Below are 26,054 nucleotides of genomic sequence, written 5' to 3' on the forward strand. Positions count from 1 at the left end.
TATTGAGCCACATTTGCTTTAGCGGCCCCCGAATACTTCCGCGATGCATGAATAACGTTACGCGCCAGCGCTCCGGCCTGCCGCTCACGAAAATGACATGAGCGTTGACATCTCAAGCTGGAGTAAAAAATGCGATGCCTGCCACCTTTGATTGATAATGGGTCGACGGAGGCGAGATAGCGCCGTGATGGATAGCGCCGCCGAGCAAGGATCATCCTGTCCAGACAAGGGAGCGACTATTCCAATGAATGCGCGGATGCCTTTCCGGCTCGAACTGCGATCTCATCGAGATATTCCTCGAAATATCTGCGGGCAATGATGGATGTCATCGAGAGGCTGCGTCTGGGGTCAACGATCAAGGAAAGGATCATTGGCGGCAAGCCGCTGTCGGCTAAGCGAGAATAGTGCAATCCGTCCTCATGCGGGAGGGGCATGCCGGAAGCGATCGCGGTCACCCCGAAACCGCAGCCCTCGCGGACCATGGACCGCATGAGCGACAAGCTGTTGGTCGTCAAGACAGGCTGAAAGCGGATGTCGATACGCGCCGCCGCAATATCAACGACATCACGTAGATGACTGCTGGTGTCGGGAACGATCGTCGGCTTCTTGAAGAATTCGCCGATGGAGATGCTGTCCTGCTGCTCTACGCCTGCAGGCAGCATGGCGATGAGATGAAAATCGGCGGAGCGCGTAACAATGACCCCCGGCAGGGGCAGGGGGCTGAAGGTCAGTCCGAAATCTGCGTCCCCGTCCCTGACCAGCTGTCGCACGCGATCGGAATCCTCCACTGCGATCGCATTGCGGATACGAGGGTGGTCCTTCGTGAATCGCGCTATCACTGCCGGCAGGAAATCGGGCACGGTTTCCTGGGAAGCCGCGATTTTCACCTCGCCGCGGCGTAGTCCCTTCAGTTCCTCGATCTCGGATTTGATGCGGGAAAGATCCTTATTCCATTCCCTGTAGCCATTGACGAGCAGTTCGCCCGCCGATGTCAGCCGCATGCCGCGCGGCAGGCGCTCGAAGAGAGCAACACCGAATTCCTCCTCTGCGCTGATGAGCTGCTTGTTGATCGCCGAAGCCGACACATTCAGTCTTTCCGCGGCTTTTCTGATCGAGCCATGGTTGGCTATCTCGTCGAGGTAATGCGCGAAGCGAGAAAACAGGAGTCGGCTCATTCGGAAGTATACCTCGTTGAAGAAAAGGAAACACACCGGACGAATTTTGTTGGTTGTAAAAATTGTGTGATCTAGTGTCTATTAAGACAATAATTTGAATGCAATCAATGTGCCAAGAAGGCCGCAGCATGTATCTGGAGACCCCGCAAACCCATCAGGTGCAGGTTGCAGGCGAGAATTTCAACTTGCCGATCGTCCAGCTGAGCGATCGGCGAGCAATCGCATTGCTGATGGTCATCGACATGGGTATCCGGTTCGGAGATCTCGTCGGCGAGGCCCTGGCCCGTCATTTTGCGCCGTTGCGGCCCGACATCGTCGTCGGCAGCGCGACCTTGGGCGTCCCGGTCGCCATCGAGGTCTCGCGGCGCCTTGGCATCGATCGATATGTAATCTTGCAGAAATCACCCAAATTTCACCTTGCCGACGCCTTGGTCGAGGATGTTCGTTCCATCACGACCGCAATGCCACAGCGTCTTCTGCTGGATCGCCGTTCGATAAGGCTGCTTCAGGGCAGACGCGTTCTGGTTGTCGACGATGTCATCGCCACCGGTTCCAGCATGGCGGCGGCGATCAGGCTCGTGCGTCGTGCCGGCGCAAACATAATTGGTGCGGGCGCCATTCTGACCGAAGGTCATTCCTGGCGGACGCTACTCGGAGAGGACGCCAAGCTGGTGACCAGTCTGGGCCACATTCCGCAGTTTGATGTTATCGAGGGAGTGGCGACGCCGGATGGCGCGACCGAAAAGGATGCTTGGACGGAAGATCGCGCTTCGGTCAGCAAGCCGATCGCGCGGATCCGGCGGAAACGTTCCATGGCCGAGAAAGACGTCGTGCGAATATAGGCAGGGTGCCGACTATCTTTGTCGCTCGCGTTGGTCGCGACGCGCGTGATTGGATTGGCCTGCCGATACTGCGTGTGCTAGATCAAGTTCCATATGCAATCATGGGTGGTTTTCGTGATTTGAATTTCCTATACGTCGTTTGAATGTTGGAGAGAACTTCCGTGCGCGGGCATTGCATTCCTACTGCAATTCCAAACCGCGCGTTACGCTGGCCTTTTCTCCATTGTCCCTGTGAGTTTTAGGGGGCTGAAGCAGTAGTTTATGGGGGATCCCGAGGGTCTGTAGGGTGTGGTGTCCCGGTCTCCGTTCGTGATTGGATGAAGTCCGGGATCTGAGTAATCGGATGCGTCAATAAGAGAGCGCGAAACTGCGCCTGAATGATCGCGGAGGACCATCCAATGGGTTTTCCGAGAATTTCTGGAAATTGCTTTTTAAAGGGACCAAGATCATGCAACCAGCGACCGTTTCACAAACCGACGGCAATACACTCTTTCCTATCGTACTCTCGATCGTGGCGGCTGCCGCGACTGGCGTGCTTTGGGCTTATGCCAATCCAATCCAGCTCGTGCCTGGCGTCATTCAATGGCGCATTTTCGCCTTTCTGCCATCGGTGATCGGCATTCTGCTCGGCTGGCGCAGCGGCTTCATTTGCGGCTATCTCGGCACCATCGTCTGGTCGCTGCTGGCCGGCACCTTCATACCTGCGCATTCGCTTCTTGTTGACGGCATCATGGTCGGCCTGACCGGCCTCGTGCCAGGGCTGCTTTTCGATCCTGCCAAGACGACCTTCGATCGCAGTGGGCTGATCAAGATTGCCGTGGTCTGCCTTATCGTCGGGCTCGTTATGGTGGCAGCGGTGTCTGCGAGCCTTGCCTATCTCGGCATTTTCCCGTTCTGGTGGGGTTTTGGCTATCTCGGCTTGTCCGACATCGTCCCGATGGTTGTCGGCACGCCGCTTCTGATCATCCCGGCCATGAAAATCCTGAAGAGTGCGCATCCATCCGGTTTCAAGCGCTTCTGAACCCGATCTGGATCAACAAGTGCTCAATATCGCTAATCTGACGATCGGTTTCGGCGGTGCTGCGCCGGTGCTTGCCGAAACCAATCTCATGCTTGACGAGGGGCAGCGGCTTCTCGTCTGTGGTGAAGCGGGCAGCGGCAAGTCGACATTGCTCGGCGTTGCCGCCGGCCTCATTCCGCGCCTTATTCCAGTTGCCGAATTCTCCGGGCAGGTGGAGCTTGCTGGCCGCCCGCTGCTTTCCTTCACAAAGAAGGAACTGTTCGGCACGATTGGCTTCGTGTCGCAAAATAGCGAAGACCAGCTTTGGGATATCTGCGTCGAGGACGTCATCGCCTTTCCCCTGGAAAACAAGGGCATCGAGCGCAACGAGATTCGGGACCGGCTGACCGAACTGATGGCCGAATTCGAGCTACAGGCCCTGAGCGGCCGTCGGGTTCTCACCCTTTCCGGGGGTGAGCGGCGAATGGTCACCATCGCCGCGGCGATCGTCTCGAGCCCATCGATTCTGGTGCTGGACGAACCGACGACCGGGCTTGATCCCGCCGCGCGCATGCGGCTGTCCAATATCCTGCTGAAAGTGCTGGACAGCACCCCGACACTGCTGATCTCGGAGCAGGACCCTTTGACACTCCGCTCCGTAATAGACAGCATTGCCCTGATGCGTCGCGGCGGCGTCTCTCCGAGCATGCCGCCGGAGACGGTGCTTAAGCACGACGCCGCCTGGATCGACGCGGGCATTTTGCCACCGATGCGCGCCCGGCCGGCGCGGCAGACCGCTGAGCCGGGTCGCCCGCTGTTGACCGTTTCGGGTCTGACGAGCCAGCTTTCCCGATCGCGCGGCAACCCGGTATTGAAGGACGTCAGTTTCGATATCCGGGCTGGGGACGTGCTGGCGCTCATCGGCCGCAATGGTGCCGGCAAGACGACGCTGTTCAAATCGATCCTCGGGCTGGTGAAAACCACCTCGGGTTCCATTCTTCTCGACGGGACAAAGGCTGACGACTGGTCTGTTGCGGCGAGGGCGCGCAAGATCGCCTACATTCCCCAGAACATGCGCCATATCCTGTTCAACATGACCGTAATCGGCGAGGTGATCTTTGCCATTACGGCGTCGAGCGCATCGTCGAGCGACCCGGCCGTCGTTGCGCGCGCCAAGGCAGCGCTGGAGCGATACGCACTCTCCGACCTGGCGGAAGCCAATCCGTTTGCTCTTTCGGCCCGCCAGCAAGCATTGCTGGGGCTTGCTTGCGCCGATGCGACCGGCGCGCTTGTTGCCATCATCGACGAGCCGCTTTTGAGCAGAGACATCAAAGGCCGGCAAATGCTGGAACGTTTCATCTCGTCGATGCAGTCTTCGGGGCGGGCGGTCATGCTGATCTCGCACGATCTGGAATTGGTCGACGATCTGGCTACCCGCCTGATGATCCTCGACAATGGCAGGATCGCGTTCATGGGGGCGCCCGAAGACGGCTGGGAAAGCGGCACCTTCGGTTCTCTCGGATGGCAAGCACCCTACGATATGACAGCGTGGAGCATGGCATGACGCGGCTTCATGAGCTCAATTTCTTCATCAAGCTGGGAATCGCCTTCATCATCATGATGGCCGCCTGGTTTGCCCCGGGCTGGCGGTTCGGAGTACCCCTTGCGCTTATCTGCCTGGCCCTTCTATGGTGCTTGAGGGTTCCCGGGCTCCGCGGCTACCTCAAGGGCGCCGCGCTGCTGACCGGCATGGTCATGGTGAGCTGGATGATAAATCTCTGGCTGCAGGGTCTTTCGACGCCGGAAGCCTTGTCGGTCGCGGCGGCGATGGCCGCCAGGCTGGTGACCACGACTGCCGCCTTCTATTTCGTCATGGAGACAAGCTCGCCGGGCGAAATATTGGCGGCGGCAAGCGCTGCGAGGCTGCCGTCCATCGCCACGCTCGTCCTATCACTGACCTTCGGCGTCATTCCGATGCTGCGCGATGATTTCGAGCGCATTGCGGACGCCCAGCGTTCTCGCGGCATGGAGATCGACAATGTCAGCCTGCCGACAAAATTGCGTTTTGCGCTGGCACGCGGCATTCCGCTGCTCGTCCAGGCGATCCGCATGGCGCACGCCATCTCGTTTTCCCTCACCCTTTACGGGTATGATCTGAAACACAAGCGAACAACCTGGCGAGAAGTCGGCCTGATGGTCGAGCAGCGCCTCAGTATGAAGGATAAGGCCCATGACCCCTGAGACCGCGGACCCTAGAACCGGGCAGAACTGGAAGGTCGATGTTGCTAGCTATGCCGTCGAGTTGCCGATCGTGGCTATCAAACCGGATTTTGCCATTTCCCTCATGATGGTCATCGATCTCGGCGTGAAATTCGGTGAGCACGTCGGCATCAAGCTTGCCGCCAAGTTCGCGTCGCTCAAGCCCGACATCGTGGTCGGTACGGCGACACTCGGCATTCCCGTCGCCATTGAAGTGACGCGGGCGCTCGGCCTCGACAACTATGTGGTCCTGCAGAAGTCGCCGAAAATCCATTTGGCAAATGCGCTGGAACAACGCATCTCCTCGATCACTTCCAAGGGCGAGCAGCGCCTGCTGCTGGACCGCGCCGCGATCCCCCTTCTCAAGGGCAAGCGCGTGCTTGTCGTCGACGACGTGGTCGCCTCGGGGTCAAGCCTCAAGGGTTCGCTGGAATTGGTGCGCAAGGCGGGAGCCGAAGTTGTCGGCATTGGCGTTATCCTGACCGAGGCCCGAGACTGGCAGGAGACGCTGGGATCCGATTGCGACCTCATTCAGGGCCTCGCTCATATTCCTCAATTCTCCAGGACCGGCAATTCTGCCTGGGAGCCAATTCCCGGCACCTGAGGCCACGGCTGCAATAAACGTATTTCGTCGCCGCCGCTGTTTCGACACATGTTCGATGCGCTGCGTCTGGGCGTGCCATCTGAACGCCCAGACTTCGGTCATATGGTCCTCAGACGTTCCGAAGTTCCGGCAACGGCGCCTATTGCTTACGGATCCTGCAGATGACGGTACCGTCACCCGTTCGCGCCTTCTTGTTGGGATCGATGCATGTCAAGGCATGGGGATCACAATCCTCGCGGAACTCATACACGCCATTGGGACCCATAGCTTCCAGATTTGGGGTTTGCGACGGGCAATCCACGGCCTCTGTGCCGCGTTGCTCGCATGCGGAAAGCGTGAGACCGATCAAGAGGAGAGCAAGAAACTTGTGCATCATCTGTCTTCGATTACAGGATCATATGATGAATGCAAACCCACCATCATCATGGACCATATCGAAACGAGGCGAATGGCCCTACATCAACCTGTCCTTCGGACTTCCGCATTCCGTTGTAGAAAAATCATGGCCACGAAAATCGTAATCACGATCACGATAGGAATCGGATGACGATCTGCCTTCGCGTGAAGATGGAGCGATCGGCTATCGGTCACGCCCACTTAAAGGGAACTCGCCTCGAAGAGTTCGCGCGTATAGGCGTGGTGCCGGCCTTCAAATCCGCCTTAGTCAGTTCATCGACGAAGGTCCCGTCCTTCATGATCAGCACGCGATCGTATATATGGCTCCTCCCGGGAGTGCGATGTAATACGTATGATGTTGTCTATATGTCATATTATGATTTATCGAAAATCGGCATGGCTTGCAAGGCCAGGCGGATGACCTGATGCGAATGAGCGGAGGTCAAAAGTGGCGACATGAGACCCGGGTTGCCTGAAGCTGGCGTAACGGGCAATCGATCGGTTGCCATGTGGCTTGGCGGTAAAAGGTACCAGATGGGGTGGCATTTGATAAGGCCGGAGATGGGGCGGCTCGATATCAGCGATTGCGCGTGTCGCCTCCTCACGGAGCGGCAATAGCTCTCGACACCTCTAAGAATTCATATTATGTCATATGATACGGATCAATCTCACGGGAGAGACGCTCGGTGTATGTAGGAACACAGGTTGAGGCGCGCGACGACGACGATTATCGCGTTTTCGCGCAATTGGGGCTGAAGCATATATGTGCGGACCCGCCGGGAAAGCCGGAGAGCTGGACGCTATCCGATCTTGAGCGCCTTCGCGACAAGGTCGAGAGTTTCGGGCTGATTCTGGATATGATCCAGCTTCCCTTGCCGTCTCAACCGATCGAAAAGGCATCCTATCCTGATATTCTACTTGCCGGACCGGATCGCGATCGCCAGATCGATGCGGTCTGCAAGCTCATCGAAGATGTGGCGGCGGCCGGCATCCCCGCGGCAAAATACAATCTCAATCTCATCGGCATACCGCGCACGCCGGAAGAGCCTGGACGCGGCGGTTCGATGAATGCGAGCTTCCGCTGGGACAAGGCGGACCACCACGCCGCCCCCGGCCTTGCCGGCGTCCTGTCGGAAGACGAGAACTGGGAGCGCATCGATTATTTCCTGGAGCGGGTTGTGCCCGTGGCGGAGAGCAATCGCGTCCGCCTCGCTTGCCACCCGCATGATCCCTACACACCGCCGGGTTATCGCGGCGTCACGCGTGTGCTCGGCTCCGTGGAAGGCTTGAAGAAGTTCGTGCTGATGCGTGAAAGCCCCTATCACGGGCTGAATTTCTGCCAGGGATCGGTCGGCGAGATGCTCGACAATCCGCGCGAGGAGATCGATGACATCATCCGCTGGTTCGGCACGCGCGGCAAGCTTTTCAACGTCCATTTCCGCAACATTCGCGGTGGCAAGCTCTCCTTCATGGAGACCTTCCCGGATGAGGGCGACATGGACATGGTCCGCTCCGCGAAGGTCTACAAGGAGGTCGGCTACCAATACATGCTGATGCCCGATCATGTTCCGACCATCAGCGGCCGGGACCCGACCGGCGTCGCCTTCGCCTTCTGCTACGGCTACATCGCCGCCCTCGTCCAGTCACTCGAAGGCGCCTGAGACCCATCGCCCCTACCAATCGATAACAGGATTCCGATATGAACCCGATTGAACTGAAAAAGGCGGTTGGCAGCGGTCTGCTGTCCTTTCCCGTCACTCATTTCGACAGCGACCTGAAATTCGACGAGGCGAAGTACCGCCGCCATGTCGAGTGGCTGGCAGGCTATGATGCCGCCGCTCTTTTTGCCGCCGGCGGAACCGGCGAGTTCTTCTCCCTCAATCCCGCCGAAATCCCGCAGGTCGTTCGCGCCGCAAAGGCATCCGCGGGCAATACGCCGATCATCTCAGGGACGGGCTATGGCACGTCGCTTGCCATCGAGATCGCCAAGGCAGCCGAGAAGGCGGGGGCGGACGGTCTGCTGCTCCTGCCGCCTTATCTCATGTTCGCCGAACAGGCCGGCCTGATCGCTCATGTCAAGGCTGTATGCCAATCCGTCGGAATAGGCGTCATCGTTTACAACCGTGACAATGCGGTGCTCAGCGCCGACAGCATCGCACGGCTTACCGACGAGTGCCCCAATCTCATCGGCTACAAGGACGGGGTCGGTGAGGTCGACAAGGTGATCGAGATCACCACGACCCTCAAGGACCGTCTCGTCTATGTCGGCGGCATGCCGACCCATGAAGTCTATGCCCAAGCCTATTTCGCCGCAGGCGTCACGACCTATTCCTCCGCCGTCTTCAATTTCATTCCCGCGCTTGCCCAGCGTTTCTACAGCGCGTTGCGGGGCGGAGATCAGGCAACGGTCGATGAAATCCTCACGGGCTTCTTCTTCCCGTTCGTCGCCCTGCGCAATCGAAAGAAGGGCTATGCGGTCTCGATCATCAAGGCCGGCTTGCATGTTCTCGGCAAGGATCCAGGTCCTGTGCGCCCACCGCTGACCGATCTGACGCCGGAGGAACTGGCAGCGCTCGCAAAGATCATCGAGGCGGCCAAGGCCGCGTGAGGCTCAGCCAGGCACATGCGAACGATCGTCGGCAATGCTGGCGATCCCGCTTTGCGGGGGGAAGATACTCGTGATTAGCTTGCCGTCTCGAATTTCTACCGACATGATGGCCACCTCGGCAATGCTTGCGTCGACACATGTGTGTTCCAGACATTCATCCATGCCATGGACTAGTCAAATGGCGTGCTCATGCTAATCGACTATTATTCCGTCGACATCGCGCGAACTGGGTCGAAATCGTCACCCATCCCCGATGAGGGACAAGGATCACGGCTGCTTCGTCTCGCGGAGAGGCGTAGTGGCCGTGTAATCAGCGGTCCGCCTGTCACACCGACCGATTCTTTAGACCAATGACGTCATGGATACGCGATAGCAATCGCCATGAAGCTGCCGCGTCATGGTCAGGGGATCGCCATGCTATTGCCTCATAGAAAACGTTTGACGGCCACATTGCCGCCGGATCGTTCCTCGACCCTAACCGGCGGCTGAATCCAATATGGTATGCCAAATTTCGCTCTACGCCATCAAAGAGGTGTTCCCCCCGCACGACCAAGAGGAATTGAGATGATGATTCGTCATATCCCCGCTGTATCGTTGACCGCTGCAGCCTTGAGCCTGATGGTTCTCAGCAATCAAGCCTTCGCACAGCAAGCAACACAAGAGCAGCAGCCTGCTCAAGCACAACAGCCCGATAGCAATGCTGCCGCTCCCACGGTCAGCGATCAAAAAATAGAGGCTTTTGCGGTCGCTTATCTCCAGGTGGATAAGATCAGGCAGGAATATTCGGCCAAGATCGGCGCGACACAGGATCCGACCGCGAAACAACAGCTGCAGACCGAGGCAAGCAAGCAGATGGTGCAGGCCGTTCAGACCTCTCCTGGGATGTCGGTAGACGAATACAACGCAATTCTAACGGCTGCAAAGAAGGATCCTGTACTCGTTAAGAAAGTCCAGGATAAGATTCAGAAAGCCGCACCTGCGCAACAGTAAGCGACGAAACGATCTCCACGTAATGTGATATCAGATCGATGCCGCATCTCGGCGCGGCATCGACTGCCATCTTCATCGCGATGGCGGTGAGGCGATCGGCCGGTCTATCGCACGGCCGCTTTCAGCAGGCCGTTGCGAGCGAAGGTCTCGCGCAGCCGCTCGTCGACGGCGATGTAGGAATCGAGTGTCAGCGCGAGCTTTTTTGCAATGACCGGTAAGCTTTCGGCCAGCTTTATCAGACGCTCCGGATCGGAAAACACGATCTCTGCATAGGTATTGAAGTCATTCTCCGAGGTCGTCGCGCCATAGGCGGAGAGAAAGCCGGTTTCCACCGGTGGAGCGGTCTGGCCATTGCGAGCGATCTGATCGGTCGCACTGTTCTGAAATTGCCACCCGGCTGGCTCGAGCGCGGTGAAGGACCGTTGCAGGGCATCATTGCGGAGCCAAATGAAGGAACTTGTTTCGTGGTGCACGCCAAGCTCCGCGGTCAGCTGACGCGTCTCGGCCGATACGTTGGAGGGTGCGGCGAGAAATATCCAGTCCTGCCCATAGGTGCCGCCCGCTTCGGCGCCGTCGATCAAAATCTTGCCGGCGATGAAGATCGCCTTGATGATCCGGCCGAGAAATTGATCCGGATAAGCTTCGAAAGCCCTGGCAATGCCGCGCAGCGAGTCCTTCACGGCGGTATGGTCGGCAGGGCTCAACACGACGCCCTCTACCGGCGCGTCGGCGGGTAGATAGGGTGGCACGTAGAAGGTTGACGGATCGCCAAAGCCGATCGTCAGGCCCTGTTGCTGGCCAAGCTTGGCCGCATAAGCATCAGCATCGGCAATGGTATCCTCTTTCGGTGTAGATCGGCCGAGAAGGTAGGAACCGCTCCCGGCCAGAACCACCGCTGCGCCAAGTAGAAGACGCCGTGAGACAATCAATGTGCCAGTCCAACCCGGGCGCCGACATGCACGGCGGCTGGAACCGCGGCGCGTGGTAGGGCTGTGGTGGCCGCACCCCGAAGCATGGCGAGGCCGCGCGTCAGCGAGGCGCCGGCGGCCGCGAAGGAGGCCGGATCATCGGCGACGCCGACGCCGCCGGAGAAGAAATCCTCGACGAGGGTGCCGACGACAATGACGCCAGCACCGATGACCAGGCCGGTGCCGATGACGCGGCTCCAGTTTGTTCCTTCATCGGGCTCGCGGATACGCACCGCGTCACGCACGGCCTGCGGCGAAGGCGCAGACGGAGGAATCTGTGCTTTAGGCGTGATCAGAATCACAAAGGCCACGCTCATCGCGACATAGTGGAACGGGCCGATCCTGCCCTGCAGCTTGGGGAAGCGGACCTCGGCACGCAGCTTCGGGATCGGGCTGCCGGAGCTGAACTCGACGCCAACCGCGGTGGCGGCCGCGTTGGGCGTCGTGCTCTGGCTGACCAGCATCGAGCGCACTGTCACTTCCTTTTTCTTCGAATCGTAGATGAAGCGGGTGTCGCCAATGAGCTGACCGAAAGCGACGTTGGCCTGCTGCGAAATCTGCGTTTCCAGCCGTCCGCCATTGCTCACATAGGTCGCCGGGTAGCGCTTGTCCGTCATCAGGACGACATCGCCGGTCATGCGGAACTCGATTGTCGCCGTCGGGGTCTCAATGACGGGCATTGTCAGATCATTCAAGCGGTACTTGATCGAGATCGGCGAATAGACGTGCGGCAACTCCTTCTTCAGTTCCGTAGCCGGGTTGCCGGTGCGAAGCGGCTGCGGCGAGGCTGAATGCGGCGCCGAAGTGGCGGCGGATGTCGAGGGATTATGATGCTGCGAAGTATGCGGTGTATGGTTATGGCCGTTGCTGCCATGCTCGCGCTGACCTGGCAGAACGGGGATCAAAATTGTGCTGCCGGTATGGATCAAATCCGGATCGGGGATTCCATGTCCGGTGGTGCGAATGACATCGCGGCGGTTGTTATAGCGCCAGATACGCGGCCATTGCGCACCATGGCCGAGATGTTCGTGGGCGATAGACCAGAGCGTATCGCCCGCCTTGATCTGATATCGTGTGCCGATCATATTTTTCCCCCGTGTGTTGCTTTACGGAATAGGATAGTTGGCTGGTGCGCCTGTCAACGCCGTATCAGGTTTTCGCTATCGTCATATGACAATGAGATTACTAATCATACCTGACGTAGAGATATTCCACCGTTAGCTGCATAAATATGATCGCGCTGCCGATGGCCGCGGCGGTAAAATCGACAGGATCGACCGTTCCAGAACGCCGAGGCTTGTCGCGGTGGCAAGCAAGTGACTTCGCTATCAGCGCCTGGCCAAGTTCGTCGTTCCGGGGCAGATCCAGAGCGAGACGCTATCGGCTATGGTGAGGTCACGGGCTGGTCTGTTGGTGCCGTCGAGCTCGTCATAAAAGGTCTGTCCGTCCCACACACCTACTGATTCATTTTTGTTCAGCCTTAGGTTGATATTTTCATCGTCTCCATATCCATTGAGTTGATGTATGGCGGATATTTTCCGTCGCCGTCGCTCTATAGCTGCTCGTCGGTCGCGGGAGCTGAGCCCCACCTGATGATTGACCGGCATCATCGGCCCAGGCAACGGAAATCGCGCAGGAAAGGATAAATAAGGCAATTAGGAAGGGCGCTCGAAACAGTTTGGCAAGTGAAGCCATGCCGTTGGTGCTCCATAGATTTCCGCTTGAATCCCGGCGTTTGACGACGAATGAAGCCGCCGAAAGGCACGGGCAATAAAACCTCGCTACACCTCAGATCACACTACCATGCGTGATCTAGGCGCCTGGTTGATTTTTTCGAGAGGGATGGAAGCTTTTAGTTGCCGTTATGATCGCTTGACGTGCAAAGACAGCAGCGGGCTGGATTCATAAGGCGGGAGAGCCTTCGCCACCAGCATCACGCCGGCCCACCGACGCTCGCCGATCTGATAGGGATTTTGGTTCGCTAGCCCGGGAGCCGACAGGGTATGGATGTGCCCGGTCAACCGCCGGGCAGACCCGTTGCTTCGGTCAGATCTTTGCAGCCTTGGCGAAAGTCGGATCGAATGTCTTCTCGAAGGGTACGTCGGCATTGGCGAGTTCGGGATCGAGCGTCTTCAACACGCCCATCATGGACTTATAGCCTTCCGGCGTGACCATGCCGTCCGGGGAATACATTTCCTTGGAATTCTTGAATGCCTGCATGTAGAGGTCACGATTGCCGAGCAGATATTCCTCTGGAACGACGCCGGCGACATCTTCGGGGCTTGCTGTCGCGATCCATTTCAGGGCCTTCATGAAGGCGTTGACCGTCTTTTGCGTGGTGATTGGGTTCTCTTTCGCAAATTCGCGCTTGATGTAGACGGTCGCGGCCGGGTTCGGACCACCGAAAAGCGCACGTGTACCGGCCTCGGTGCGTGTATCCAGAAGCACCGTGACGTCGCCATCATACTGCAACTGCGCGATGACCGGATCGAGATGGGAAAGGCCGTCGATCTGACCGCTCTTGACCGCGGCAACGGCGCCGGCCCCGCCGCCGACGCCGATCAGCGACGCATCGTCCGTCTTCAGTCCGTTCTTCAGCATGGCATATTGGAACATGAGCGCCGTCGAGGAGCCTGGCGCGGTGACGCCGATCTTGCGGCCCTTCATGTCCGCCATCGACTTGATCTCGCCGGCGAGGTCCTTGCGCACGGCGATGACGATGCCGGGGAAGCGGCCAAGATTGCAGATCGCGACGATATCCTGACCCTTGTTCTGCATGCGGATCGTATGTTCATAGGCGCCGGCGACGACATCGAGGGAGCCGCCGATCAGTCCCTCCAGCGACTTCGAACCGCCGGCGAAATCATTGATGGTGACGTTGAGACCCTCTTCCTTGAAGAAGCCCTTCCGTTCGGCGATCGTCAGGGGCAGATAATAGAGCAGCGGCTTGCCGCCGACGCCGATCAACAGGTCCGGCTTTTCCGGCTTCGCATCCTGCGCCACCGCCGGCAGAATCCCCGCAAGCGAAGCGCCGATTCCAAAGCTCGCGGTCCCGATCAGAAATGTCCTGCGTTCCATAGTTTTTCCTCCACGTCTCCGTTTCGTTGCGCTACTGGCCGCGCCAGGCAAGCAGCCGTCGTTCGACCATCGTCATGACCCAATCCACCAGCAGGACGAAAGCGGTCAGAACCGCCATGCCCGCAAAGACGCCCGTCACATCAAAGATACCCTCGGCCTGCTGGATGAGGTAGCCGAGACCAGCGGCGGAACCGAGATATTCGCCGACGACCGCACCGACAACGGCAAAGCCGACCGAAGTATGCAGGCTGGAAAACACCCAGGAAAGCGCGGAGGGCAGATAGACATGGCGCAGCAGCTGCCGCTCGTTCATTCCAAGCATGCGGGCATTGGACAGCACCGGCTGGCTGACTTCCTTGACACCCTGGTAGACGTTGAAAAAGACGATGAAGAAGACGAGCGTGATGCCGAGCGCCACCTTGGACCAGATGCCGAGGCCGAACCACAACGCGAAGATCGGTGCCAGCACGACACGGGGCAGTGCATTCGCCGCCTTCACATAAGGGTCGAAGACTGCCGCGATCAGCGGCCGGCGGGCGAACCAGAAGCCGAAGACGACGCCGCCGAAGGCGCCGAGCAGGAAGGCCAGGATCGATTCCGATAGCGTGATCCAGAGATGATACCAGATCGATCCGCTGGCGAACCATTGGATCACACGTTGCGCGACCTTGAGCGGATCGGCAAAGAAGAAGGATATGGTCTTCGGATTGCCGAAGAGGCCGGTATTCGTCGCCAGATGCCAGAGGACCAGAATGACCAGCGCCACCAGGATCTGTAGCAGGAGAAGGAGGGAGCGGTTCATGCGATCTCTCCGCTGCTCTGGCGATAGGCGGTCATCACCTCGTCGCGCAGCGCCTGCCAGATATCACGATGAAGCTGGTTGAAAACGGGATCGTGCCGGATCTCGCCGATTTCGCGAGGCCGTTCCAGCGGCACCTTGAAGTCACCGATAATGCGGGACTTCGGACCGGCGGACATGATGACGACACGGTCGGCAAGGGCGATCGCCTCATCGAGATCGTGCGTGACGAACATCACGGCTTTGCGGTCCTCGGACCAGAGTTTTAGCAGGAGGTCGCCCATGATCAGGCGGGTCTGCGCATCGAGCGGACCGAATGGTTCGTCCATCAGGAGCAGTTTGGGATTGCGGATGAGCACCTGGGCAAGACCGACCCGCTTGCGTTGGCCGCCCGAGAGCATGCGCGGGAAACGATCGGCAAATGTGGCAAGGCCGACGCGTCCCAACCAATCCCGCGCAATCCTTCTTGCCTCGGCAGTATCCGTTCCCGTGATCTCTAGTCCGATCGCAACATTCTCGAGAACCGTTTTCCATGGCATCAGCGAATCCTGCTGGAAGAGATAGCCTGCCTGGCGGTTGATGGATTTCAGGGGCTGGCCGAAGACTTCGACCGTCCCTGACGCGGGCGTCAAAAGCCCCGCCGTCGCATTGAGAAGTGTGGATTTGCCGCAGCCCGTCGGGCCGACAATAGCCACGAACTCATGCGCCTCAACATTCAGATTGGTCGCCGCTACGGCGTCGAACCGTGTCTTGCCGGCCATTTCAAAGGAAATCGCCACCTGTTTCAGGCTGACCGCCCTCACAGCCTCCATCGTCATGCCCTGCTTTCCTCCCCGATATCCGTCTACCTCCGGCGGGCATCAGGCATCGTCATGTTCAGCCAACAGATCAAAGCAAGCGCGACCAGTCAATATGCGGATTGGCTGAGCTATCGTTCTGCTACAGGGAAAGGATGCGAAAGCCCCGGCAGATGCTGTCGGGGCTTGGCAAGTTCCGCAGGGATCGGGTGGTCAGGCTGCGCGCCGGTGGTGCCGGCCCTCCTGAACCTCCTCGACGATCTTGTCTACGAAGGCGGGAAGATCGTCGGGCGACCTAGATGTGATGATGCCTTCATCAGTCACGACCTTTTCGTCCTTCCAGGTTGCGCCGGCATTTTTGACGTCCGTCTTGATGGACCAGTAGGAGGTTGCCTGGCGCCCACGCAACGCGTCGGCTTCAGCGAGCAGCCAGGGCGCGTGGCATATGGCGGCGACCACCTTGCCGGAATTCAGGAAATCACGGACGACCCGCATGGCATCGCCATCCATGCGCAGCTTGTCGGGATTGATCTGGCCACCCGGCAGCACCAGCGCATCGAACTGGTTCACGTCGACATCCTTAGCGATGATATCGACCTCAACGCTGTCGCCCCAATCGGTCTTGTCCCAGCTCTTGATGCTGTCCTTCTTGATGGAGGCAACCTTGACATCGGCGCCACGCTTCCTGAGTTCGTCGAGGGGAACGCGAAGTTCTGAACGTTCGTAGCCGTCGGTCGCCAGAATGAGGATATGTGCGGAATTGATGGAAGGCATGATCTATCCTTTCGCTGTATCGTTGATCGGAACGCCCGTTTCCAAACCCCAGCCGCAGGCAATCGTTCCCCGGCTTTGTGGGAACCGCAGCGCGATCCCGCGGTTATGATGGAAATCTACAGGGAGAGATCGGATGGAGCAGGCAATCAAATTCGAGCAGTCCGGCTGGATCCCGAATAATCAGCGATTTCCTGTGATCGTCTATCGGCAGGTGCTCGATGGCCCCGACCGAGCTGAGAGTTTCGAACGGCTCTTTCGAACCAATGGCTGGGGCGGCCTCTGGCGAAATGGCGTCTATTCCTTTCACCATTTTCATTCCACGGCGCACGAAATATTGGGCGTTGCGGCAGGTCGGGCCCGGCTGATGATCGGCGGACCCAGCGGCAAGGAAATCACGGTCGAGGCCGGCGATGCCCTGCTGCTACCGGCCGGAACCGGCCATTGCCGGCTGGAGGCGAGCGAAGACCTGCTCGTGATCGGCGGCTATCCTCCCGGTCAGGAGGCCGATCTCTGCCGGGAAATGCCCACGGCCGAGCAGCAGGCGATGATCGAAAAACTTGGCGTGCCCGCAAGGGATCCATTGAAAGGAGGGGCCGGTGGCCTCCTCTCTCTATGGCATGGCAAAGCCTAGCGCCGGCCGAAATCGAGCATTACCAGACACCCGGCAGCAATCGGAACCGCACGCGCCCGGCATAATCGGCATAACCCTCGAGTTCCGCCTGCAGCAGGGCGTCCTCCCAGCTGGTACGCAGAATCAGTACCCCGCTTGCCCAAGCGGCTGGGATTAAAGCCCACCAGGAACCGAGCGCCAGCGCCAGCCCTGCAAATACCAAGATCGCGCTGACATAGCCCGGATGGCGCACGTAGGCGTAGGGACCATTGCTGATGACATGTTGGCCGCGTTCGCGCTGGAGGCGGACACCGGGTTCAAAGAAGCGATTGACGGCCTGCGCCCATGTGCCGAGCGCAATGCCGACCGCTAGCAGGATATAACCCAGGATCACGACGGAGGTTGGCATCACCGACCATTTCATCCTGCCGGCATCCAGGGTTCCAAGCGGTATTTCGGCGATCATACCCAGGCAGATGAGCGAGACCAGAATGAGATCCCAACGTTTGGTTCCGGCCTGGAAGCGGCTGCGTGCCCTGAAGATCATGGGGTTTACGCGTCGCATGACCAGTATCGCGATCCCGTAGATTACCAGGAGGAAAACAATAAAGACCCATCCGGGCCGCCAGTCGAGGCGACCGACAGGTAAAAAGACGAGAGCAAGCAGCGCAAGCGGCAGACCGATCGCGTAGGATATGGCCTTCGTGCGGGACATGGGTTCAGGTTCGGTAACAGTCATGCAGTTGCTCCTTGCAAGGCAAACTTGCCGCGCCCTTCGGTGGATTGATGCTGCTTAGATGATGGAAGCGAACGGATCGGGCGGTTCGAAGCCTTGACACGCGATGCGCCGGGTTTAGACCGGCCGAACATCATCATGCTCCTTCCCCCCGGAGATTCCATGAAATTCCTGGCATCCTTTTCCGCCTTCGTCGGCAAGACTTTTTCCATATGGGTCATCCTGTTTGCCGCTCTCGGCTTTTTCCTGCCCGATTTCTTCAAGCAGTTCGCACCCTGGATCGTCGTCCTTCTCGGCATCATCATGTTCGGTATGGGGCTGACCATATCCGTTGACGATTTTCGCGAGCTGGCACGTCGTCCCCATGAAGTCGCGATCGGCGTCATCGCACATTTTGGCATTATGCCGGCGCTGGCACTGCTTTTGACGCGGATCATTCCGATGCCGCCGGAAGTCGCAGCCGGCGTCATTCTGGTCGGCTGCTGCCCAGGCGGCACCTCGAGCAATGTCATGACCTATCTTGCCCGTGGCGACGTGGCGCTGTCGGTCGCCTGCACGAGTGTGACGACGCTCGCAGCGCCCATCGTCACGCCGTTCCTCGTCTGGATGTTCGCGAGCCAGTATCTGCCTGTCAATGCCTGGTCGATGTTCATCAGCATCGTGCAGGTCATCATCGTGCCGCTGCTGCTTGGCGTCATCGCACAAAAGGCCGTGCCCGGCCTGGTTCGCGCGGCAATCCCGGTCCTGCCTCTCGTCAGCGTCATCGGCATCGTACTGATCGTTGCGGCTGTCGTCGGTGCATCGAAGGCAGCCATCGTGCAGTCCGGCTTGCTGATCTTCGCCGTCGTCGTCCTGCACAACGGTCTCGGCTACCTGTTCGGCTATTATGCATCGAAAGTGCTCGGGCTCAATTTCTACAAGCGCAAGGCGCTGGCGATCGAAGTTGGCATGCAGAATTCAGGCCTGGGTGCAGCGCTGGCCACAGCCTATTTCTCGCCGATCGCCGCCGTTCCGAGCGCGATCTTTTCCGTCTGGCACAATATTTCCGGTGCAACCCTGGCAAACTGGTTTTCTTCGCGCCAAGATGCGGACGCGCCGCCGCGGCCGTGAAATCTACGGGTATGGATAGGGCGCGGCTTCAACCCGCGTCGTGCCGGCCGAAATGCTTCCCATCGCTGAATCGTCGTTCAGCTCATATCCGTGGCAAGGGCGCAATAGACGGCTTGATCCACGGTTCCACCAAGTCGCGTTACGGTGAGCGCAATTGGCGGCAGCCGCGATCCGGGGCCAAGACGGATGGTCGCGCCATCGGTGCGCAGGAGGTTCAGTTGCGCCGCCAGATCGGGTTCGTCCAGCCCGTCGAAGATGCCGCGGCCGCTGATCTTCAGCGCAGCCTCCTTTGCGACCCAGAGCCGGTAGCAGACTTCCAGCGCGATCGCGCTATCGAACGTGGCAACCGCGGCCGCTTCCCTCGGCGAGAAGTGGTCGGCGGCAAAAGCGATTGGGTCGAAGCCGTCGATATCCTCGATCTCTATATCCACGCCGACAGCATTATTGGGTGCAAAGCCCGCCAGTAGCAGATCGGTGCGATGTGAAAGCGAAATACCCAGCTCGTGATAGGGCTGCCTCAGCGCCGGCCGCTCGCTCGGTCGGCGATAGATGGAAAGATCGTCCCGCTGCGTGGCTGTTCTTAAGGCTGTTTGCGCGATCTGATCACGCTCCGCTCGTCCGCCAGGCATCGGGCGGACGAGAATGGCGATCGCATCCGCGACCGCCAGGACGACCTCTAGTCGAGGGGCAGTCATCCCACGCTCACGCCGCGGCGGAGGGCAGGGCTTCTTTCTGAGCGACGGGAGCCGGTTCCTGCTCGGTTTGAACCGCCTGGGCAGGTGCGCCGACCCACGACGTTCCTTGCGGGATGGCCTCACCCTTCATGACCAGGGTCAGCAGTCCGATTTCAGCGAAATCGCCGACATTGGCCTCGTAAAGCACGGTGCTGCCCGAGCCGATCGAGACGCCGTCGCCGATCGTGATGCGGCCGACCTTCATGATGCGGTCTTCATAGAGATGGGTCTGCGGGCAGGAGCCCATATTGAGGACGGCGTGGTCGCCGATATGGGTGCAATCGAATTCGCAGATATCGGTGCTGTTGATCCATGCTCCCTGGCCGATCTTGGCGCCGAAGGGACGGAGCAGCCAGGGCAGGAACGGCGTGCCGCGCAGATAGTCGAGCAGCATCTTGCTGGCGAGACCGCCGTAGAAGACCGCGACGGCTTCGGTGCGCATGGCCCACCATGACCACATCGGCCGGTTCATCGGCTTGTAGGTACCAATCAGCGTCCATTTGAATGCGACGGCAACGAGGTAGAGGATGCCGGAGGTTGCGAGGCCGGCGGCCATCAGCGTCCAGAAAAGGCTGCCCCAGGCACCGTTGTCGATTTCGCTGGCCAGCATGTCGGACATGGCGAGTGCCATGACGATGAGGATGGCGGTCGGCAACGACGTATGCATGGCCTCGAACAGGATGCGCACAAGGCGCATGCGGAGCGGCGGTGCATAGGTGGTGTTCGCAGCCGCCTGCAGCCTCTCGCGCGTCGGGAACTGGAAGGCGGGGCTGCCGCACCAGGTTTCGCCCGACTTGACGTGCAGGGAATCGGGCAGGCGCGTCTTGATGCCGACGAGCGAATCGCTCTCGATCACCGCACCCTGCGAGATGACGGAGGAATTGCCGAAGAAGCAGCGATCGCCTGTTTTCAGGCGCTTGAGTATCATCCAGCCATTCTGGATTTCCTCGTCGCCGAAGATGGTCTCGTCACCGATGAAGTTGTCGCGGCCCATTTCGATAAGGTCGTAGCGGCCGGCGAAGTTTGCCGAGATCTCCGTGCCCTTGCCGATCTTGGCCCCCATCAGGCGGTACCAATTGCGCATGAAGACGGTGGCGTAGAGCGAATTCAGGGTTTCCAGCATGGCCTCGGTGGTCAGGCCGACGACCCATTTGCGGAAATAGAGATTGCCGAAAATGGAATAGCGACCCGGTACGACGCGAGGCAACAGTACCCATCTGAGCGCCACGACGACAGCCATCGACACGACGATCAGCAGGAAGGCGGCCGGCCAGGAGAGCGCGGCGATCATACCCCAGGACAAGGCCTCATCGGAGCCGGGCGCGTAGATCTGCTGTACGGCGGAGAACAGATAGAAGGCCGGGAAGATCGGCAGCAGGCCGACGACGAGGCTAAGATTGTAGGCAACGAAATAGGCCGCGAACTGGAAGATGCGTCCGACGGTACCGAGCTCCGGATGGGCGGGCATCTCTTCGTGCTCGGCGTGCCCGGTCTGGCGGGCGGGCGAGCCATCCCAGCGCGTATGGGCTTCAACATGGGTGCCGGCGGCAATCGCCGTCAGATCGCCGATGACGGCGCCGTCATCGATCTTGACATTGTGGCCGATGACGGAGCCGTTGCCGATCTGCACGCCTTCGCCGATATCGATCGTGCCGACATGGATCTCATTGCCGATGACTTCGACATTGGCGAGCTTGATCTTGACACCGAGGCTGGATCTCGCGCCGATGCGCACAAGGTCGATCGCGCCTTCCTCGAACTCATCGATCATCGCATCCTTGCCGACCTTGGCGCCGAGTGCGCGCATATAGACGCGGATAAGCGGCGAACCTTTCAGGAATTTCGGAGCGGTGAGCTGAACGATGCGCTGCATCAGCCAGATGCGGAAATAATAGGTGCCCCACAAGGGATAGACACCGGGCCGCGTGCGGCCGATGACAAGCCATTTGAGGGCGACGACGACCAGCTTCTCACCGAGATTGAGAGCCAGATAGACGCCGCCCAGAATGAGGATTTCATTCCAGACCGACGCGCCGTCATCGATCAGCAGGATGGAGGCGAGCAGTAGGCCGATCCATTGTAGCGTTGCGATCGCGACGATGAAGGGTAGCACCACGGCCTGAGCAAGACCGCAGAGAAAGCGCCGGCGCCAAGGAGCGGGCTCGAAATTCTTGCGCTCCTGTCCGGAAGCGCGCTCCGCGCGCTGCTCCAGGATCGCCGCGATGCCGCGCAAAGTGCGGCCGGCATAGACGTCGCGCAGGGCGATGCCCGCCAGCAGCGGGATCTTACGCACTTCGGAAACAAACCGGGCCGCCAGCATGGAATGGCCGCCGAGCTCGGTGAAGAAATCCGCCTCGAAGCTGATGGAGCGCAGCCGAAGCGCTTCCGTGGCGGCCTTGAGTAGCTGTGCTTCCGTCCATGTGCGCGGCGGCTCTTGTGCCTGGGTCGGCTGATCGGTCACCAGCGGGATGGCGGCAAGCGTCTTGCGATCGATCTTGCCGGAAGGAAGCCGCGGCAGCGAGACATGGCTATGCCAGGCGGCGGGTACCATGTAGGGCGGCAGCTTGGCTGTAAGCACGGCGCGCGCCTTGTCGCGATCGAAGCTGCTGCCCGTGGTAACGACGTGGGCAACCAGCATGTCCTCGCCATCCGGCGGACGATGCACGACGACGGATGCGGCCTTCACGTCGGGAAGCTCGCCCACGACGGTTTCGATCTCGCCGAGCTCGATGCGATAGCCGCGAATCTTGACCTGGTCGTCGATGCGCCCGAGGAAATGGAGCTGCCCTTCCTCGTCCATCAGCACGGCGTCGCCGCTGCGGTAAAGCATCGGGTCGTCATGACCGGCGAAGGGATTGGCGATGAACTTCGCGGCTGTCAGCTGCGGCAGGTTTCTGTAGCCGGCAGCGACACCCGGTCCGCCGATCAGCAATTCACCGGTATCGCCACGTGCCACGAGTTGCAGGTTTTCGTCGACGACATAGGCGGTCGTGTTGGCGATCGGCCCACCGATCGTGATCGGCCGGGATGGATCGAGTTCGGCGTAGGTTGCAACCACCGTCGTCTCGGTCGGGCCGTAGGTATTGATCAGGCGCCGGCCGGCTTTCGAAAAGCGGCTGACGATCGCCGGAGGGCAGGCTTCGCCGCCGACGATGATGACGCGCAGGCTTTCGACATCGCGCTCCAGCATGGTGAGCAGCGTCGGCACGGTGTCGATGACCGTGATCTTTTCTGCTTCCAGTACATCTGCGAGCCTGTCGAGTTCGGCCATAACGGCAGATGTCGCAACCTTCAATGTCGCGCCGACCAGATAGGGAACGAATATCTCCTCGAGCGAAAGATCGAAGGCGACCGAAGCCTGTTGAAGAACGACGTCCGATTCGACCATGCCGAGGACATCGTTGCCTGCCCGCAGATAGTGGCAGATATTCCGGTGCGTGATGACGATGCCCTTCGGCTTGCCCGTGGAGCCGGAGGTGTAGATCGCATAGGCGGGATCGTCATGCGTGGCGGCACGCGGCGCGATGCCATCATTGTCTTCTGCGAGCAGTCCCTTGAGGATCAGGGTCTGGCCGTCGAATTCGGGGGCAAGGGCCGCCTTTTCATCATGGGTCAGCAGCCATTTCGCGCCGCAATCGGCGAGGCTAACCGCCACGCGGTCGGCAGGGGCCGCTGCATCGAAGGGAATATAGGCAGCTCCGGCCTTGAGAATCGCCAAAAGTGCGACATGTAGCTCGAGGGAACGCTGGAACCACAGACCGACGAAGTCACCCGGACCAATGCCGCGACGGCTGAGCGCGCGCGCTGCCTCATCGGAGCGCCGGTCCAGTTCGGCATAGGTCATCGCCTGGTCGGTTCCGATCAGCGTGAGTGCCGTCTTGTGGGAGCTGCGGGCAACCGTTGCCTTGAAGATGTCCACCATGGTTTCATTGCGGACGAATTCAGGCCGAATGCCGCCTGAGGAAACCGAGAGGCTGGCATTTGGGGTAATCGACGAAATCTGGATAGTCATGGTAACTTCTGCGGAACGAAACTCGGCACAATCAGCGTGCCATCTGCTCATGCTTATACACCCTTCAATTTGCAGCTCTCTTACGGGCGTTGTCAGTGAATTGTAATGTTGGGAAAGCTATGCTTGGTTCGCTGCAGGGCGAGCCCTGCGTGCCAGCTCGAAAGAAGGATTGATATTGTTGCGCATATTCGGGCGAGGAGCCGGCTGGCCCCGCTGGCTGTCCGTTCTCTTGGTGGCGGTTCCGCTAAGCTTGCCAGGCATGGAGGCATTCGGTCGCATACATAACAGTGTTCTGGTCGAAGATGCCGGCAGCTTGCGGCCGCTGCGCGACATCTATGCGGTCGTTGCGCGCGAAATGCCGGGAAAGGTGCTTCGCATCAAGCGGGTTCGCCGGGCTGGGCGTCAGGCCTATGCCGTGCGCGTGTTGAAGCCGGATGGCAAACGTGGTGATATAGTGCTCGACGGCGCAACGCTTGCCGTGATCGAGAGACGCTGAGAATGCGCATTCTGATTGCTGAAGATGAGCCCAGTATCGTGGCGGACATGCGCCGCTGCCTGGAGGATCAGCATTATGTCGTCTCGAGCGTGAGCAACGGAGAGGAAGCTTGGTATCGTGGCGATATCGAGCACTTTGATCTTGTCATACTCGATCTCGGACTTCCAAAGCTTGATGGCCTGACGGTTCTGCGGCGCTGGCGCGCAGAAAAACGGGGTATGCCTGTTATCATACTGACGGCGCGCGACGGCTGGCGCGACAAGGTCGACGGCATGGATGCGGGTGCCGATGACTATCTGACCAAGCCCTTCCGTATGGAGGAGCTTCTGGCCCGCGTGCGCGCCCTCATGCGCCGCGCCGCCGGGCAATCTTCTCCCATCCTTTCCAATGGCGTGCTGGAGCTCGACACGCGCCAGCGCACCGTCTCGTTCCGCGGTCAGCCCGTTCAGGTGACCGCGCTGGAATACCGGCTTCTTGCCTATCTGATGCACAATGCCGGCACGGTGCTTTCCCGAACGCAGATCGCCGACAGCATCTATGACGAAGAGACGGAGCTTCTGTCGAACGCGCTCGAAGTGGTTGTCGCACGCCTCAGGCGCAAGTTCGACGGCACCGTCATCGAGACCCGGCGCGGCCAGGGCTACATTATCCCGCGCGAGGCGCCGCCGTCATGACACCGTTCTCGCTGCGAGGGCGGTTGCTGCTGGGTTCCGTGGTGGCGATCATCGTCGCAACCTTTCTGGCGGGGGTCGGCATCAATGCCATTTCCGGGCTGGCCGTCAGAGCTCTCGCCCTCTCGGAGATAGACGAGGAGTTGCGCGTTCTTCTCGCCGCGGTCGATATCAATTCGTCGAATCAGCTCTTCCTTGATGACACGCCGACTGATCCCCGCTTCGGCATTCCGAATGGTGGCTTCTATTGGCAGGTCGGCCGCAATGGCACTGTCGAGCTGCGCTCGCAATCGCTCTGGGAGCAGAATTTGCCTTGGCTGCGTGCCCGGCCTCGCGATGCCGGTCGGGCGACGGATATGAAAGGGCCAAATGGCAGCCGTCTTCTCGCCGTCGAACGATCCATTTCGATCCCCTCGGCCACGGGCGACCAGATGGTTGATATCGTCATGGCGCTCGACAACAGCGAGCTTGCACCGGCGCGCTGGCGCTTCTTCTATGCCATGGCGCCCTCTCTTGGCGTGCTGTCAGTCGCCCTGATCGGGGCAGTCGTGGTATTCCTGCGATACGGGCTGCGGCCGCTCAATGACCTGCGCACGGCCCTGATGGCGGTGCAGGAGCGGTCCGCGCGCAAGATCACTGGTCAGTTTCCGCGAGAAGTACAGCCTCTCGTGGACGACCTCAACGGGCTGCTCGCATCGCGTGAAACCCAACTGACACAGGCGCGTGCGCGCGCCGGCGATCTCGCGCATGGCCTGAAGACCCCGCTCGCGGCGCTTGAGGCGACCGCGCGTATTCTCTCCGAAGAGGGGATGTCGGAGCGGGCCGCGGCGATCCAGACGGAGGTGAGCCGGATGGAGGCGCAGATCAAGCGAACGCTTGCGCAAACCCGCGCAAGCCTCGCCGCCGCCCATACCGTTGGCGTCATGGATGCCAGCGCCGATCTCCAGAAGATCATCTCGGTCATGCGGCGTCTCTCGGCCGAGCGGAAAATCGATTTCGAGCTCGTGGCGCCGCCGGAGATGTGGCTGGCGATCGACGAGGCGGATTTTGCCGACATTACCGGCAATCTGATCGACAATGCCAGGAAATGGACGGCCGGCAAGGTCAAGGTTCGCCTGTCGCAGTTGCCCGAGGGCGTGGAACTGTGCATCGAGGACGATGGCCCGGGCCTGCCCGAGGATGCGGAAATGGCTTTCATCCGGCGCGGCAGGCGACTCGACGAAAGCATCGCCGGAACCGGCTTCGGGCTGGCGATCGCCAAGGATCTGGTCGAAGCCTATGACGGCAAGCTAACGCTCGCCCGTTCCAGCCTCGGAGGGCTGTCCGTCACCGTCAATTTGCCGACGCGGCTGGTCAAGGATAAGCAGACGGCGCTGGAGAACTAGTTCGCTATAG

General features: G+C 59.8%; 23 protein-coding genes and 1 pseudogene. 13 read left to right on the forward strand and 11 right to left on the reverse strand.

Features of this window, described 5'->3' with window-relative positions; all coding sequences use genetic code 11:
* Positions 1 to 236: 236 nt before the first annotated feature.
* Positions 237 to 1,175 carry a LysR family transcriptional regulator gene (locus GDN47_RS19190; RefSeq protein WP_113353227.1) on the reverse strand — a complete coding sequence of 313 codons (939 nt, stop codon included), beginning with the start codon at positions 1,173 to 1,175 and terminating at the stop codon, positions 237 to 239.
* 128 nt (positions 1,176 to 1,303) lie between these two features.
* On the opposite strand from GDN47_RS19190, the gene GDN47_RS19195 reads away from it, so the two are divergent.
* The 5 genes from GDN47_RS19195 (at position 1,304) to GDN47_RS19215 (ending at position 5,880) form a co-directional block, all read left to right on the forward strand.
* Positions 1,304 to 2,017, forward strand: coding sequence for a phosphoribosyltransferase family protein (locus tag GDN47_RS19195; protein WP_113353559.1), 714 nt, complete (start codon positions 1,304 to 1,306; stop codon positions 2,015 to 2,017).
* Between the two features lie 448 nt (positions 2,018 to 2,465).
* Positions 2,466 to 3,038 carry an aminotriazole resistance protein gene (locus GDN47_RS19200; RefSeq protein WP_113353226.1) on the forward strand — a complete coding sequence of 191 codons (573 nt, stop codon included), beginning with the start codon at positions 2,466 to 2,468 and terminating at the stop codon, positions 3,036 to 3,038.
* A gap of 19 nt (positions 3,039 to 3,057) precedes the next feature.
* The gene (locus tag GDN47_RS19205) at positions 3,058 to 4,581 is read left to right on the forward strand and encodes an ABC transporter ATP-binding protein (protein WP_152094011.1); all 1,524 of its coding nucleotides are present in this window, start codon (positions 3,058 to 3,060) and stop codon (positions 4,579 to 4,581) included.
* Complete coding sequence (locus GDN47_RS19210) at positions 4,578 to 5,258, forward strand: energy-coupling factor transporter transmembrane component T family protein (RefSeq protein ID WP_152094012.1); 681 nt, start codon at positions 4,578 to 4,580, stop codon at positions 5,256 to 5,258. Before GDN47_RS19205 ends, GDN47_RS19210 begins: the two co-directional genes overlap by 4 nt.
* A complete protein-coding gene (locus tag GDN47_RS19215; RefSeq protein WP_152094013.1) occupies positions 5,248 to 5,880 on the forward strand; it encodes a phosphoribosyltransferase family protein in 633 nt (210 codons plus the stop codon). Before GDN47_RS19210 ends, GDN47_RS19215 begins: the two co-directional genes overlap by 11 nt.
* A gap of 597 nt (positions 5,881 to 6,477) precedes the next feature.
* On the opposite strand, the pseudogene GDN47_RS32375 reads toward GDN47_RS19215, so the two are convergent.
* Positions 6,478 to 6,602, reverse strand: a pseudogene (locus GDN47_RS32375) (ABC transporter ATP-binding protein); the annotation flags it as partial.
* Between the two features lie 360 nt (positions 6,603 to 6,962).
* On the opposite strand from GDN47_RS32375, the gene GDN47_RS19225 reads away from it, so the two are divergent.
* From GDN47_RS19225 to GDN47_RS19235, 3 genes are all read left to right on the forward strand, one after another.
* Positions 6,963 to 7,937: a mannonate dehydratase gene (locus GDN47_RS19225; RefSeq protein ID WP_113353222.1), complete on the forward strand. Its 975-nt coding sequence runs from the start codon at positions 6,963 to 6,965 to the stop codon at positions 7,935 to 7,937.
* Positions 7,938 to 7,975: 38 nt separating this feature from the next.
* Positions 7,976 to 8,884, forward strand: a complete 909-nt coding sequence (gene kdgD, locus GDN47_RS19230; protein WP_113388740.1) for a 5-dehydro-4-deoxyglucarate dehydratase — start codon at positions 7,976 to 7,978, stop codon at positions 8,882 to 8,884.
* Between the two features lie 564 nt (positions 8,885 to 9,448).
* On the forward strand, positions 9,449 to 9,874 hold the full coding sequence (locus GDN47_RS19235) for a DUF4168 domain-containing protein (protein WP_113331100.1): 426 nt from the start codon (positions 9,449 to 9,451) through the stop codon (positions 9,872 to 9,874).
* Positions 9,875 to 9,978: 104 nt separating this feature from the next.
* On the opposite strand, the gene GDN47_RS19240 is transcribed toward GDN47_RS19235, so the two are convergent.
* The 6 genes from GDN47_RS19240 to GDN47_RS19265 form a co-directional block, all read right to left on the reverse strand.
* Positions 9,979 to 10,803: a hypothetical protein gene (locus tag GDN47_RS19240; protein WP_152094014.1), complete on the reverse strand. Its 825-nt coding sequence runs from the start codon at positions 10,801 to 10,803 to the stop codon at positions 9,979 to 9,981.
* Positions 10,800 to 11,927, reverse strand: coding sequence for a LysM peptidoglycan-binding domain-containing protein (locus tag GDN47_RS19245; RefSeq protein WP_152094015.1), 1,128 nt, complete (start codon positions 11,925 to 11,927; stop codon positions 10,800 to 10,802). Before GDN47_RS19245 ends, GDN47_RS19240 begins: the two co-directional genes overlap by 4 nt.
* 961 nt (positions 11,928 to 12,888) lie before the next feature.
* Positions 12,889 to 13,920, reverse strand: a complete 1,032-nt coding sequence (locus GDN47_RS19250; protein WP_145634465.1) for an ABC transporter substrate-binding protein — start codon at positions 13,918 to 13,920, stop codon at positions 12,889 to 12,891.
* 31 nt (positions 13,921 to 13,951) lie between these two features.
* Positions 13,952 to 14,722: an ABC transporter permease gene (locus tag GDN47_RS19255; RefSeq protein ID WP_152094016.1), complete on the reverse strand. Its 771-nt coding sequence runs from the start codon at positions 14,720 to 14,722 to the stop codon at positions 13,952 to 13,954.
* Positions 14,719 to 15,537 carry an ABC transporter ATP-binding protein gene (locus GDN47_RS19260; RefSeq protein WP_113353215.1) on the reverse strand — a complete coding sequence of 273 codons (819 nt, stop codon included), beginning with the start codon at positions 15,535 to 15,537 and terminating at the stop codon, positions 14,719 to 14,721. Before GDN47_RS19260 ends, GDN47_RS19255 begins: the two co-directional genes overlap by 4 nt.
* 192 nt (positions 15,538 to 15,729) lie before the next feature.
* On the reverse strand, positions 15,730 to 16,290 hold the full coding sequence (locus GDN47_RS19265; RefSeq protein ID WP_113395066.1) for a DJ-1/PfpI/YhbO family deglycase/protease: 561 nt from the start codon (positions 16,288 to 16,290) through the stop codon (positions 15,730 to 15,732).
* Positions 16,291 to 16,423: 133 nt separating this feature from the next.
* On the opposite strand from GDN47_RS19265, the gene GDN47_RS19270 reads away from it, so the two are divergent.
* Positions 16,424 to 16,921 (forward strand): cupin domain-containing protein, encoded by a 498-nt coding sequence (locus tag GDN47_RS19270; RefSeq protein WP_113395065.1) that lies wholly within the window; start codon positions 16,424 to 16,426, stop codon positions 16,919 to 16,921.
* Between the two features lie 19 nt (positions 16,922 to 16,940).
* Here the strand turns inward: GDN47_RS19270 and GDN47_RS19275 are convergent, their stop codons facing one another.
* Positions 16,941 to 17,639 carry a methyltransferase family protein gene (locus tag GDN47_RS19275; RefSeq protein WP_173002526.1) on the reverse strand — a complete coding sequence of 233 codons (699 nt, stop codon included), beginning with the start codon at positions 17,637 to 17,639 and terminating at the stop codon, positions 16,941 to 16,943.
* 159 nt (positions 17,640 to 17,798) lie between these two features.
* On the opposite strand from GDN47_RS19275, the gene GDN47_RS19280 reads away from it, so the two are divergent.
* The gene (locus GDN47_RS19280) at positions 17,799 to 18,746 is read left to right on the forward strand and encodes a bile acid:sodium symporter family protein (protein WP_145321492.1); all 948 of its coding nucleotides are present in this window, start codon (positions 17,799 to 17,801) and stop codon (positions 18,744 to 18,746) included.
* A 77-nt stretch (positions 18,747 to 18,823) separates the two neighbouring features.
* Here GDN47_RS19280 and GDN47_RS19285 read toward each other — a convergent pair whose 3' ends face one another.
* Both GDN47_RS19285 and GDN47_RS19290 read right to left on the reverse strand, forming a co-directional pair.
* Positions 18,824 to 19,441, reverse strand: coding sequence for a 4'-phosphopantetheinyl transferase family protein (locus GDN47_RS19285; RefSeq protein ID WP_113331090.1), 618 nt, complete (start codon positions 19,439 to 19,441; stop codon positions 18,824 to 18,826).
* 7 nt (positions 19,442 to 19,448) lie between these two features.
* Positions 19,449 to 23,492, reverse strand: coding sequence for a Pls/PosA family non-ribosomal peptide synthetase (locus GDN47_RS19290; RefSeq protein ID WP_152094017.1), 4,044 nt, complete (start codon positions 23,490 to 23,492; stop codon positions 19,449 to 19,451).
* A gap of 259 nt (positions 23,493 to 23,751) precedes the next feature.
* Between GDN47_RS19290 and GDN47_RS19295 the strand changes: the two genes are divergently transcribed.
* Genes GDN47_RS19295 through GDN47_RS19305 form a run of 3 tightly spaced genes read left to right on the forward strand, consistent with a single transcriptional unit; the run spans position 23,752 to position 26,044 of the window.
* A complete protein-coding gene (locus GDN47_RS19295; RefSeq protein WP_113353557.1) occupies positions 23,752 to 23,988 on the forward strand; it encodes a PepSY domain-containing protein in 237 nt (78 codons plus the stop codon).
* Between the two features lie 2 nt (positions 23,989 to 23,990).
* The gene (locus GDN47_RS19300; RefSeq protein ID WP_113353208.1) at positions 23,991 to 24,662 is read left to right on the forward strand and encodes a response regulator transcription factor; all 672 of its coding nucleotides are present in this window, start codon (positions 23,991 to 23,993) and stop codon (positions 24,660 to 24,662) included.
* Complete coding sequence (locus tag GDN47_RS19305) at positions 24,659 to 26,044, forward strand: ATP-binding protein (protein ID WP_113353207.1); 1,386 nt, start codon at positions 24,659 to 24,661, stop codon at positions 26,042 to 26,044. Before GDN47_RS19300 ends, GDN47_RS19305 begins: the two co-directional genes overlap by 4 nt.
* Positions 26,045 to 26,054 lie beyond the last annotated feature (10 nt).

Origin of the sequence: Martinezella dioscoreae (genome assembly GCF_009176305.1) — a bacterium.
In the GTDB taxonomy this organism is placed as follows: Bacteria; Pseudomonadota; Alphaproteobacteria; order Rhizobiales; family Rhizobiaceae; genus Rhizobium; species Rhizobium dioscoreae.

What these genes read in the sequence shown, in the direction of transcription:
- GDN47_RS19295 (WP_113353557.1), top strand. Translation starts at nt 23,752, where the DNA reads ATGGAGGCATTCGGTCGCATACATAACAGTGTTCTGGTCGAAGATGCC.
- GDN47_RS19265 (WP_113395066.1), bottom strand. Translation starts at nt 16,290, where the DNA reads ATGCCTTCCATCAATTCCGCACATATCCTCATTCTGGCGACCGACGGC.
- kdgD (WP_113388740.1), top strand. Translation starts at nt 7,976, where the DNA reads ATGAACCCGATTGAACTGAAAAAGGCGGTTGGCAGCGGTCTGCTGTCC.
- GDN47_RS19250 (WP_145634465.1), bottom strand. Translation starts at nt 13,920, where the DNA reads ATGGAACGCAGGACATTTCTGATCGGGACCGCGAGCTTTGGAATCGGC.
- GDN47_RS19275 (WP_173002526.1), bottom strand. Translation starts at nt 17,639, where the DNA reads ATGACTGTTACCGAACCTGAACCCATGTCCCGCACGAAGGCCATATCC.
- GDN47_RS19215 (WP_152094013.1), top strand. Translation starts at nt 5,248, where the DNA reads ATGACCCCTGAGACCGCGGACCCTAGAACCGGGCAGAACTGGAAGGTC.
- GDN47_RS19300 (WP_113353208.1), top strand. Translation starts at nt 23,991, where the DNA reads ATGCGCATTCTGATTGCTGAAGATGAGCCCAGTATCGTGGCGGACATG.
- GDN47_RS19280 (WP_145321492.1), top strand. Translation starts at nt 17,799, where the DNA reads ATGAAATTCCTGGCATCCTTTTCCGCCTTCGTCGGCAAGACTTTTTCC.
- GDN47_RS19210 (WP_152094012.1), top strand. Translation starts at nt 4,578, where the DNA reads ATGACGCGGCTTCATGAGCTCAATTTCTTCATCAAGCTGGGAATCGCC.
- GDN47_RS19255 (WP_152094016.1), bottom strand. Translation starts at nt 14,722, where the DNA reads ATGAACCGCTCCCTCCTTCTCCTGCTACAGATCCTGGTGGCGCTGGTC.
- GDN47_RS19195 (WP_113353559.1), top strand. Translation starts at nt 1,304, where the DNA reads ATGTATCTGGAGACCCCGCAAACCCATCAGGTGCAGGTTGCAGGCGAG.
- GDN47_RS19285 (WP_113331090.1), bottom strand. Translation starts at nt 19,441, where the DNA reads ATGACTGCCCCTCGACTAGAGGTCGTCCTGGCGGTCGCGGATGCGATC.
- GDN47_RS19190 (WP_113353227.1), bottom strand. Translation starts at nt 1,175, where the DNA reads ATGAGCCGACTCCTGTTTTCTCGCTTCGCGCATTACCTCGACGAGATA.
- GDN47_RS19270 (WP_113395065.1), top strand. Translation starts at nt 16,424, where the DNA reads ATGGAGCAGGCAATCAAATTCGAGCAGTCCGGCTGGATCCCGAATAAT.
- GDN47_RS19290 (WP_152094017.1), bottom strand. Translation starts at nt 23,492, where the DNA reads ATGACTATCCAGATTTCGTCGATTACCCCAAATGCCAGCCTCTCGGTT.
- GDN47_RS19200 (WP_113353226.1), top strand. Translation starts at nt 2,466, where the DNA reads ATGCAACCAGCGACCGTTTCACAAACCGACGGCAATACACTCTTTCCT.
- GDN47_RS19245 (WP_152094015.1), bottom strand. Translation starts at nt 11,927, where the DNA reads ATGATCGGCACACGATATCAGATCAAGGCGGGCGATACGCTCTGGTCT.
- GDN47_RS19235 (WP_113331100.1), top strand. Translation starts at nt 9,449, where the DNA reads ATGATGATTCGTCATATCCCCGCTGTATCGTTGACCGCTGCAGCCTTG.
- GDN47_RS19305 (WP_113353207.1), top strand. Translation starts at nt 24,659, where the DNA reads ATGACACCGTTCTCGCTGCGAGGGCGGTTGCTGCTGGGTTCCGTGGTG.
- GDN47_RS19260 (WP_113353215.1), bottom strand. Translation starts at nt 15,537, where the DNA reads ATGACGATGGAGGCTGTGAGGGCGGTCAGCCTGAAACAGGTGGCGATT.